The 10,627-nt window shown below is 62.7% G+C and carries 7 protein-coding genes; 4 read left to right on the top strand and 3 right to left on the bottom strand.

The annotated features are described in order from the left end of the window. Window positions 1-9: 9 nt before the first annotated feature. On the top strand, window positions 10-798 hold the full coding sequence (locus NKJ18_RS09525; RefSeq protein ID WP_352758153.1) for a hypothetical protein: 789 nt from the start codon (window positions 10-12) through the stop codon (window positions 796-798). Window positions 799-828: 30 nt separating this feature from the next. Here NKJ18_RS09525 and NKJ18_RS09520 read toward each other — a convergent pair whose 3' ends face one another. From NKJ18_RS09520 to NKJ18_RS09510, 3 genes are read right to left on the bottom strand one after another with little or no spacing between them, the layout of a single operon-like run. Then, on the bottom strand, window positions 829-1,173 hold the full coding sequence (locus NKJ18_RS09520; protein ID WP_502906160.1) for a hypothetical protein: 345 nt from the start codon (window positions 1,171-1,173) through the stop codon (window positions 829-831). Then, window positions 1,170-1,595, bottom strand: coding sequence for a DUF6484 domain-containing protein (locus tag NKJ18_RS09515; protein ID WP_352758151.1), 426 nt, complete (start codon window positions 1,593-1,595; stop codon window positions 1,170-1,172). The genes NKJ18_RS09520 and NKJ18_RS09515 overlap by 4 nt, the downstream gene beginning before the upstream one ends. An 11-nt stretch (window positions 1,596-1,606) precedes the next feature. Continuing rightward, complete coding sequence (locus tag NKJ18_RS09510; protein WP_352758150.1) at window positions 1,607-3,940, bottom strand: type VI secretion system Vgr family protein; 2,334 nt, start codon at window positions 3,938-3,940, stop codon at window positions 1,607-1,609. Window positions 3,941-4,212: 272 nt separating this feature from the next. Here NKJ18_RS09510 and tagH point away from each other — a divergent pair, with 272 nt between their 5' ends. The 3 genes from tagH to tssM all read left to right on the top strand — a co-directional run bounded on the left by tagH (window position 4,213) and on the right by tssM (window position 10,527). Then, the gene (gene tagH, locus NKJ18_RS09505; RefSeq protein WP_023687017.1) at window positions 4,213-5,232 is read left to right on the top strand and encodes a type VI secretion system-associated FHA domain protein TagH; all 1,020 of its coding nucleotides are present in this window, start codon (window positions 4,213-4,215) and stop codon (window positions 5,230-5,232) included. Between the two features lie 250 nt (window positions 5,233-5,482). Next, entirely contained in the window at window positions 5,483-7,009 is a 1,527-nt protein-coding gene (tssL, locus tag NKJ18_RS09500) for a type VI secretion system protein TssL, long form (protein WP_352758149.1), read from the top strand. Continuing rightward, window positions 7,006-10,527, top strand: a complete 3,522-nt coding sequence (gene tssM, locus NKJ18_RS09495) for a type VI secretion system membrane subunit TssM (RefSeq protein WP_352758148.1) — start codon at window positions 7,006-7,008, stop codon at window positions 10,525-10,527. Before tssL ends, tssM begins: the two co-directional genes overlap by 4 nt. Window positions 10,528-10,627: the final 100 nt, after the last annotated feature.

Genomic DNA, 10,627 nt, shown 5'->3' with positions numbered 1-10,627 from the left:
TTGAGCTGGATGCGACATTATCGTGAGAATCATCTGCTAAACTTCGCCCGTCAGTGGGCTTGGATCGCGTCCGATCGCGTTTTTGAGTTCGACGACGTTATTCGACGACCGATCAATTCGCTTGAATGCCTGCATGCCGCTACGGAAAAGTATTCACGGAAAAGAGTGTCCATTCCACCGCAAAATCCCGATTCTGACATCGCCAAGGCCTTTCAAGCGATGCTGGGAGAGCTTGCAGAGAACGGCGAAGACGTGGACCGCGTGTATGATTGGGCCTACTGCCTAACTCCTTTCATGCAGGATACAAAAGCCCAGTTGGCGATGCGTCTTTGGATCAATACGTTCACGCGGTTTGCCCAAGGAAAGCGGGAAAGAGCCAAGCACGTTGACGAAGACCTCATGGAGCAACTCTCCTTATCTTATGCGGCCCATGTCCTTGAGCCCAGTCTTCAGCTTTCGCTACGGTGCAGGCAGACAAGCGAGGTCTGGCTGGAAAACGACGCTCGCAAGAGCGACTTCGATAAGATGCTTTGGCGCTTTTTCTTCGAGCGATCCTATATGGACCCGTCAGTATATGTCAGTTCCGGGCATAGGGATGTGCTCGTCCGCGAGTGGTGGCGACGAGAGCGCAAGGCACTCAATCAGGCTCAGATTGCGGGCCTGCGCATGGAACAGCATGACAATATGCGGGCCCACAGCCGCAAGCTCCCCACGTGGCTGCTCGATGACTCTATTGTCGAGTCCCTGCTTGTGGACGGCTTCCCCGAATTTGACAAGGTCGCCAAGTCCTCGAATTGACGGACGCACCTTCGAAGCAATCGTTTCAGATTACGTCGACGACAAATTCGCCGCTATGTACTTTCTGACCTTGCTGACGTCCAACTCGGAAATGCGCGGAGCGTCTGGCACCGAAAGCATGCGCAAGACGAACAGTTCGCCCTCCTCGGGAAATTCGTCGTAGAGCTTTTGCGCAATTGTACGGCCAACGTCCCCAGCCACCCGCAACCCATCAAGATGCGCCTCCAGCTGCGCGACCACTCGACCCAGCCGTTCCTCGTCCATATCGGGGTTTTTATCCGGATGCAGAAGGTGTTGATTGTAGACGGTCCACAGAAACGCCGCCATCTCGGCATGCTGACGCACGATTTCAAAGAGAGGAGGCGGGGCCATCAGTTCAGGTTGACCGATCCACCGCGTATGCGGTTGGAAACCCGCGCGTGGCTTGTCACATAGGTGCCACGGATGGTTATGCGGCCATCCTTCTCCAAGATGATTGTCGACTTACCGCAGCGCAATTCGATGCGTTCTTCGCCCACGATCCTGACCGTCTCACCGTCCCTGACTACCTGTGGAGATGGCGCCTTGCGCGCTGGCTCAACAATGCGACCCACAATCAGCGGCTTACCGGAATCACCGCCCTGAAAGAGAAGCGCCACATCCGTGCCAATCATGTCCGAGCTGAGCTCGCATAGGCTTTTGGCGGGGACAGCAGTGTCACGCGCGTTACCAGCGAAGACGACCAGTGGCGCGCCGCCGTCGAATCCGAGGAACACACCGATTACCACGCCTTCAATTCGGGTCTTTGTCTTGGCCATTTCGACACGCCTCAATTATGCTTGATCTCGGAACCCTTCATGATGATGTCGCCCGACGCTTTCACGTTGATGTCGCCCGAACCCTTCACGAAGATGTCCTTGCCGGTGATGGATATCGTACCGTCCTTCTTCAGCTCGATCGACGCCGACCCGCTCTTGATCATGATGGAATCACCGGCCTCGATGATCAACTTTTTTCCAATATTGATGGCACCGCCTTCACCCACTTCGACGGAGCTGTTCTTGGCAATCTTGAGGGCCCTGTTGCCGCCTACAGCGGTCGCGTCGTCCGTGCCGATCTTGACTGAACGCGCAGCGCCGATCTCTGATTTCTGATCATTGGCGATCTTGTTGTTTTGTCCGCCTCCAATCTTGACGTTCTGGTCGGAACCGATGTCCCAACTGTCGCTTGTGCCGACCGTGTGACTTTGACTTAAGCCGACGCTGACCGAGCGCGTCGCGCCGATGGTGTTGGTCTGCATCGCGCCAACGGTTCTGGTTTCAGCGGCGCCAACCGAATCGACACGCGCCGCGCCAACGGTGATGGTCTGAACCAGCCCTACCGTCTGCGAATGGTTGACATCGATGTTTTCTGTCGAGTTCGAGAGCACGTGGATCGTCTCATTGGCCCCCACCCTCAGTGAGCGGTTCTTGCCGACCGTCTCGGTGTCGTTCGACCCGATATTCGTCGTCTGGTCGACGCCGACCTTGACCGTCTTGTTGTTGCCGACGTCCTCGTCGAGGTTGTGACCGACGGAGTGCTTGGCGTCGTGGTCTATGCGGTCGGACTGGTCGTGCTGGACCAGCTTCTGGCGATCATTCTTGATCAGAAGGTGATGGTCCTTCTGCGCCTGGAAATTGACCAGTTCGGAGCCGGCCTTGTCCTCGAACATCAGCTCGTTGTAGCCGCCACCGCCCTTCGACGAGTTGGATTTCCAGCCCGACTGCGTGGCGTTGCCGGGCAGCCCGTAGGGCGGCATCTGCGAGGCGTTGTAGACCCGGCCGGTGATGATCGGCAGATCCGGATTGCCTTCGATGAAATCGACGATCACTTCCTGGCCGATGCGCGGGATCTGGATGAAGCCCCAGCCGCTGCCGGCCCAGGTCTGCGACACGCGCACGAAGCAGGAGCTCTTCTGGTCCTTCTTGCCCAGGCGGTCCCAGTGGAACTGCACCTTCACCCTGGCATATTTGTCGGTGAAGATTTCCTCGCCGGACGGACCGACGACCGTCGCCGTCTGTGGCCCGCGCATGATCGGCCGCGTCGTGATGCGCGGTGGCCGATAGGCGACTGAAGTCGGCGCCACGCCGAGCACGACCTTGAAATTCTCGCCATCGGTGTCGACGCCGGCGCGGTAGCCCGGATCGAACAGCCGGTATTCGGCGCTGACGACCAGATACTCCTTGTTCTGGTCTTTGCGCGGAAAGCCGTCGAGCTTGAAGGTGCAGCCGGAGAACAGGCCGCGCACGGTGCCGACGGCGGCAATGCGCATATGCGCCGCCTGGATTTCTTCGCGCCTGATCGCCGCCAGGCTGTCGCCGCGGCCGACTTCCAGATGCGCGCCGGGGTGGCGATAGTTCTCGCCGGCAGCCTGCTTGTGGCCGAAGGGCTGTGCCGACTTCGCCATCAAATCGGCGGCGGGCTTCTCGAAATCATAGTCGGTGTGGGCATAGGCGCCGGGGCGCACCGCGCTGCCTGGAATCCAGTCGGTGATGTACTCGACGTCGCGGCGCGAGCCCTGCCCTTCGAACTGATAGAGCACCGTCTCATAGCCCGGCGCTGGCTTCAGCTTGCTCATGGCGTCGGCCAGGATCAGTGTGTGCTCACCCTCGGCATGCTCGAAGAAGTACATTATGCCTTCATGCTCGAGCAGCCGCTGCACGAAATCGAGGTCGCTCTCGTCGTACTGCACGCAATATTCGCGCGGCGGATAGGAGCCCTGCAAGCGCTTCTCGAACTTGGCGATGCCGCCATATTTGGAGAAAATCTCCTCCACGATCTCGACGGCAGTCTTGTCCTGGAAGATGCGGCAGTCGGTGGTATTGCCGAGGAACCACAGCCACGGCCTGACGACCGCCTCATAGTGAGCCAGCCGATCTTCGATGCGGGTAAGGCGAAACTCGGCGATGAGGCCGCTGAACCAGCGCTTGGGGTCGGCCTCCCCTTCGATCGAAACGGTGCCGCCCAGCATCTTCAGCGGGTCGACATCGGCATTGGTCGAGACAAATCCAACGGTGTAGGCAAGGCAGCGGCTGATCTCGTCGCGGCCGACGAGATGCGTAAAGGTCAACAGCTCGGCGCCGACCGGCGTCTGCACAAGCGCGGCGCGTTGTTCACTCGGCATGGGTCGTGCCCCTCCTGAGCGCTAGTGTGGCAGGTTCGAAGCCCTTCTTGTGTTAACGACCTCACGTTCAGGGATATTTCGCAACTTGCCACCCAAGCCATGTTGAGCCTACCACATGTTCTATGGCAGACCAAAGAGGACAAGCGGCAGGCCGTTGCTGTTTGCGCCGCTTTCGCCAGTGTGAAACGCCGCTCTCCCGCTGTGCCCGCAAGCTGCTAGACTGTGGCACATCGGATCAATGGAAAACGGCAGCGGTCGACGGTCCATAGCGCATGTTCATCAGTCTGCAGATCAGCAATGTCGATGTCCTGCCTGCCGGGCTGCCGCCCGGATACGCATCGCGCGACCGCGGCTTCGAGATTGGGCGGGAGAACTGTGCCTGGACCTTGCCCGATCCGGACAAGTTCATCTCCGGCCGGCATTGCGAAATCCGCTACGAAGGCGGCGCTTTTTTTCTCCACGACGTCTCGCGCAACGGCACATTCGTCAACGGGTCGAGCCAGCGCCTGACCGACCCGCACCGGTTGGCGCAAGGTGACCGGCTCCGGATCGGCCGCTATATCGTCTCGGTATCGATCGATGACGGGAACCCAGCCTTCGGTGGCCATGGTTCGACGCAACGGCAGATGCCCGTTGGATCCTTTCCAGACCATGCCGCATCGCCACGGTCACCGACCGCGCCGCCCGCTTCGCTCTCCAGCCGGCCGCAGCAAGCCGACGAGATCCTGCGCGCGATTGCCGCCGGCGCCGGCATTCCGCCAGAGGTGCTTTTGCTGCGCCAGCCGCAGGAGGTGGCCGGCGAGATCGGCGCGGTGCTGCGCATCGTCGTCGACGAACTGGTGCTGCTGTTGAAGGCGCGCGCCGCCGCGAAAGTCCTGGCCAAGACCAGCGACCGCACCATGATCAATTCCGCGGACAACAATCCGCTGAAGTTCGTGCCCGGGACAGACGAAATCCTCGACATCATGTTCGCGCGGCGCAGGGCCGGCTATCTCGATGCCAGGCACAGCATCGAAGACGCTTTCCACGACCTCAAAACACATGAATTCGCCACCTTCGCCGCCATGCAGGCAGCGCTGTCGCGGTTGCTTGACGATCTGTCGCCCGAGGCGATTGCGAAAAAACTGCCGCCATCCTCCTTTGCCTCGAAGAAAACGCGCGCCTGGGACGCGCTGGTCGCGACCTGGCGGGCCAAGGAGGAAGCGCACGAGAACGGCATGCTGGACATATTCCTCACCTATTTCAGTGAAGCCTATGCCAAGGCCGCCAAACAGAAGACCGGCAAGGGCTAAGCCCGCGCACCGCTGAAGACACCGTGAAGGCGACCCGAGCACGGGCCGGCCACCAAAATTGCGCCGGGTTTCCATCGCAACCTTCTGAGACTACGATCACATACGACGATTGAGCACGCGGGTACGGTTGGTCGACCTCGGGGGTCTGCGGCACATGTCATGTCACGGCGAGATAGCGTCCTGCGGTCCGCGTTTGCGCGGACATGGCGCTGTGCGTCGCGGCGCGCGGGCGTAGAGGCAGGGATCGGCGATGAGCTCGAAGGATGATCCTTTCGATCCGACCGGCAAAACCGTCATCCGCCCCAGCCGCCCCAATCCCGGCCGCAAGCAAAAGACGGTTCTCGCCCGCGATGCGCCGGCCCCCGGCAGTACGGTGATCGCCCCTGCCAGCGTCCCGGAACCCACGGTTTTCGACCCCAACGCCGGCCGCCAGCCGCCACCCGACGTCACGGGGACGGTGATCTATCAGGGTACGCCCTTCACTGAGGCGCCGGCCGATCCGCCCGTTCACGGCTCAGCCGGGACGGCGGGGAAAACGCCATGGGATGCGCTGCTCGGCGCCAGCGACGGCGTCGACTATGGCGCGGCCAACCCGATCGTCGCTGCCGCGGCGCCCTTGCTGATGCTGCTTGGGCATCTGCGGCTGATGGCTGTCGAAAGACCGGCCGAGAAGCTGGCGCAGCATGTCGCCGGCCTGATCGAGGATTTCGACCGCAAGATCGCCAGGACCGATACCTCGGAAGAGGATGCGCGCATCGCCAGCTATGTGCTTTGCGAAACCGCCGACGATATCGTCGCCAATCTGCCCGGTTCCAGCCGGGATGCTTGGGCGCAGCAGGCCATGCTGCAGCGCTTCTTCCAGGTCAAACCCACCGGCGCCGGTTTTTTCCAGGCGCTGAACACGGTGCTGGCGACGCCGGAACCTCATCGCAATCTCATCGAGCTGATGCATGTCTGCCTGTCGCTTGGCTTCGAAGGCCAGTATCGCGGCCAGCCGCGCGAGAGCCTCGAACGGGTCCGCCGCGACGTCTACGAGACATCAGCCTATTTCCGCGTCCCCGGTGACGACGACATCTCGCCGCGCTGGCAAGGCTTGTCGGTCACATCGGCGCAAGGCTCCAGGCGGGTTCCGCTCTGGGTCATAGCCGCTGCAACCGCGGCGGGCTTGACCGCAGCCTTTTTCACGCTGCGCGTGCTCATCACCAATGATGGCGAGGCTGTTGCCGGCGAGTTGCTGGCGCTCAATCCGGCGACGCCGGTCACCATCGAGCGCACCGGCTTCGTCCCGCTGACCGAGGAGGTGAAGGTCGTCGCAGCGCCAACGACGATTGCGCAGGTCGATCGCATCCGCACTGCCTTGGCCAAGGAGATCGAAGGCGGCGGCGTCAGCGTCGGCACCAAGGGTGATTTCATTATCGTGGAAATCAGCAACGCCCTGCTGTTCCAGTCGGGACGAGCCGAGGTCAAGCCGGAGTTCGAGCCGGTGGCCGCCAGCATCGCGGCGGCTCTCGACGCGGAGCGCGGGCCGATCCGGATCGTCGGCCACACCGACAACGTCAAACCGAAGAAGACCAGCGCCTTCAAATCGAATTTCGACCTCTCCGTCGCACGTGCCCAGTCGGTGGAAAAGATGATCGCAGCGCATTTCAGCGATCCGTTGCGGACAAAGGTCGAGGGCAAGGGCGAGGACGAGCCCATCGCCGACAATGCAACGCCGGACGGCCGCGCCAAAAACCGCCGTGTCGATGTAATGATCCCGCGGGAGGAGATGCTGTGACCGGCTGGCTGCTGCGCATCTTCAGCGCGCTCGCGCTCGCCGGCTTTGCCGCCGCGGTCTGGTACGCCGGCCCGTTAATCCGCTTTGCCGGCGCCCGGCCGTTGGATCCCATCTGGCTGCGGGCAGCGATCATCGGCATCGTCGTCGGAACGGTGGCGATCATCTATGCAATCCGGTTCTGGCGCAGGCGCAAGGCGCAGAAGGCGCTGGAGGCCGCCATGGCCAGCGCCGAGGATGACGGCAGCGATGCAAAGGTGCTGGAAGCTCGCATGAACGAAGCAGTCGCGACGCTCAGGCAGTCGAGCGGCAAGCGCAACTTCCTCTACGACGTCCCCTGGTACATCGTCATCGGCCCGCCGGGCGCCGGCAAGACCACCGCGCTGGTCAATTCCGGCCTGAACTTTCCGCTTGCCGGGTCGGGCCAGGCGCAGCCGGTGGCGGGTGTCGGCGGTACGCGCAATTGCGACTGGTGGTTCACCGACGAGGCGGTGCTGATCGACACGGCCGGGCGCTACACGACGCAGGATTCCCATGCACGGACCGACAGCAAAAGCTGGCTGGCGTTCCTGTCGCTGCTCAAGCGGCACCGGACGCGTCAGCCGATCAATGGCGTCATCCTGGCGATCAGCCTTGCCGATCTGATGGCGGACGGAGAGCAGGCGGCCCGTGTCGCCGAGATCCGCAGCCGCCTGCAGGAAATCCACGAGGTCCTGAAGGTCCGCTTTCCCGTCTACGTGCTGTTCACCAAGGCCGACCTGGTCTCCGGATTCATGGAATATTTCGGCGGTTTCGACGAAGCACGCCGGCGCAAGGTGTGGGGCGCGACCTTCCAGACCGCCGAGCGCGGCCTGAACATGGTCGCAGAAGCGCCAGCCGAATTCGACGCGCTGGTGAAGCGCCTGACCGAAGAGATGAGCGAGCGGCTGCAGGCGGAGACCGATCCGGTCGCGCGCATCGCCATTTTCGGCTTCGCCGCGCAGCTCGGTGCGCTGAAAGGCCGGATCGTGAATTTCCTCGAGGGCGTTTTCGAGCCGACGCGCAAGCAGCTGAACGCCCCCCTGCGCGGCCTGTATTTTTCTTCCGGCACGCAGGAAGGCACGCCGATCGACCAGTTGCTGGGCAGCATAGGCCGCAGTTTCGGCAGGAATGCCCAGGCGCATCTTTCCGGCACCGGCAAAAGCTTCTTCCTGCACGATCTGTTGAGCCGCGTCATTTTCGCCGAGTCCGGCTGGGTGTCCTATGACAGGGCGGCCGACAGGCGCGTTGCGATCGCCCGCTACGCCGGCCTGACAGCGATCGCGGCCATAGCGATCGCCGCGCTTGGCGTTCTCGGCCTGAGCTTTACGACCAACAAATCGCTGGTCGCCGCGACCGGCCAGGCGGCAGGCCAATACCGCGCGACAGCCGCGCCGCTGCTGGCCAGCACGACGGTGTCGGATGCCGACCTCGAAACCGTCATCGGCGCGCTCGATGCGCTGCGCGGCCTGCCGGCCGGCTACGATACGAGAGACCAGCCCACCCCGGCCACGGCGACGTTCGGCCTCAGCCAGCGCGAGCGTATCCTTTCGGCTTCCGAGACTGCCTACCGGCAAGGGCTGGAGCGCATGTTCCGCTCGCGCCTGCTGTTCCAGCTCGAACGCACGATCGAGGCCAGGATGGCCGATCCGATGGCGCTGTACGAGCCGCTGGAGATTTACCTGATGCTGGGCGGCAAGGCGCCGAAAGTGGATGACGAGCTGGTCGTCACCTGGCTGAAACGGGACTGGGAACAGAACCGCTATCCCGGCGCCCACAATCGCGACGGCCGGGCGCAATTGGAGAAGCATTTGCGCGCCATGCTGGCGCTCGACAACGACCAGGATCCCTCGTTCGAACTCAACCGCACGCTGGTCGAATCCGCCCAGCGCTCGCTCGGCCGCATGAGCCTTGCCGATCGCGCCACCGCTCTCATCCAGTCGGCCACCTATGCGGCGGCGCTGGACGATTTTTCGGTGGCCTCGCAAGCCGGCCCGGAAGCGCCGATGCTGTTCGAGCGCAATGACGGAAACGATCTCGCCGGCCTTCGCGTCCCCGGTCTCTACACCCATGCCGGCTTCGACTTCTATCTGGCGCAACTTGCCAGGAGCGCGCAGGCGCTGGTCGACGATCAATGGGTGATCGGCTCGAGCGGCGAGCAAGGCGGTTTCGACCAGGAATTGCTCAAGCTCGGCCCGGAGCTGCTCGATCGCTATGGCAAGGGCTTTGCGGCGGCGTGGAACGAGGTGCTCGACAGGTTGAAGTTCAAGGCAATGGCCGCCGACAAACCGCAATATCTGGCGCTGTCCGCAGCGGGATCACCGAGTTCGCCGCTGATGCAGCTGTTCGAGGCGATCGCGCGCGAAACAGCTTTGACGCAAGAGCGCAATCCGGCTGCGCCGTCTCAAGACAGCGACCAGGAAACCGCCGCGCGCGCCAAGGGCCTCGCCCGCATCGGCATCGAGATTGCGGCGCGCAAATCGCAGAGCAGGGCCGGGACCGCCTTTGTCAGCACCCAGAACAAGGATCCCGGCGCCAACATCGAAGCCCAGTTCCGGTCTTTCCAGGCTTTGGTGGCCGGGGCGCCGGGGCAGCGGCCGCTCGACGCCCTGACCCAGAATTTCCGCGAAATCTATCAGAGCGTGCGGCTGGCCGCCGATGTCCCCGCCCAGACGGACCAGGCCAACGCCAATCTGCAGCTGCAGATATCGACTCTACGCGCCAACGCCTCGCGGCTGCCGAAGGCGCTGGCCAGGATGGTGAGCGCGGCGGCGGACGATTTCGAGGGCACCGTCGCCGAAACATCGACCACGCGTCTCAACGAGATGCTGGAGGAGACCGTCGGCCGTCCGTGCGAAGAGATGATTGCCGGGCGCTTTCCATTCGCCCCCGCCGGTACCGACGATGTCGCCATGGCGGATTTTGCCAGATTGTTTTCTCCAGGCGGGGTTCTCGACCGGTTCTTCGCGCAGAACCTGGCGTCGCTGGTCGACATGAGCGGCCAGGACTGGGACTGGAAGCAGGACACCAGGTTCGGCCGCAATCTGGCGAAATCGACGCTGAAGAACTTTCAGCTCGCGGCACAAATCCGCGCGGCTTTCTTTCCGCTCGGCGGGCCGGTGCCGTCGATCAGCATCACATTCACGCCGCTGTCGTTGCATGGCGATGCCGACATGGCGCTGCTCAATATCGACGGCCAGGTGCTGCAGGCCACCCAAGCCGGCAACACGCCGGGCCTGATTCCGTGGCCGGGCAAGACCGGTTCGGCCAGTCTCAGCCTGACGCCGGAGCTGCCCGGCCGCGAGTCCGCAATCAAGTTCGACGGTCCCTGGGCGTTGAAACGATTGCTGGACAAGGGGCAGGTCACCGCCAATGGCGACAGTCTCGAAGCGCATTTCGTCATCGGCGGGCGCGATGTCGCCTACACGATCAAGACCGGGGAGGACGGCAATCCGTTCACGCTGCCGGCGCTCTCCGCGTTCAGCTGTCCGAAGGCTTTCTGATGGGGAATTGCATGGCAGGACCGGCGATTGCAGGACGCAGAGACAGCGGCGGCACCACACCGTCCGTCATCAGCGGCTTAGATTTCGATACTCTAATGAA

Source organism: Mesorhizobium sp. M0217, assembly GCF_040321955.1.
Lineage (GTDB): Bacteria > Pseudomonadota > Alphaproteobacteria > Rhizobiales > Rhizobiaceae > Mesorhizobium.
Note: the sequence above shows the minus strand (reverse complement) of the source record. Positions and strands in the feature narration are given on the sequence as shown.

Bases quoted from the DNA above. Each gene is read 5' to 3' on its own strand.
- NKJ18_RS09525 (WP_352758153.1), top strand. From the start codon at position 10: ATGCGACATTATCGTGAGAATCATCTGCTAAACTTCGCCCGTCAGTGG.
- NKJ18_RS09515 (WP_352758151.1), bottom strand. From the start codon at position 1,595: ATGGCCAAGACAAAGACCCGAATTGAAGGCGTGGTAATCGGTGTGTTC.
- NKJ18_RS09510 (WP_352758150.1), bottom strand. From the start codon at position 3,940: ATGCCGAGTGAACAACGCGCCGCGCTTGTGCAGACGCCGGTCGGCGCC.
- tagH (WP_023687017.1), top strand. From the start codon at position 4,213: ATGTTCATCAGTCTGCAGATCAGCAATGTCGATGTCCTGCCTGCCGGG.
- tssL (WP_352758149.1), top strand. From the start codon at position 5,483: ATGAGCTCGAAGGATGATCCTTTCGATCCGACCGGCAAAACCGTCATC.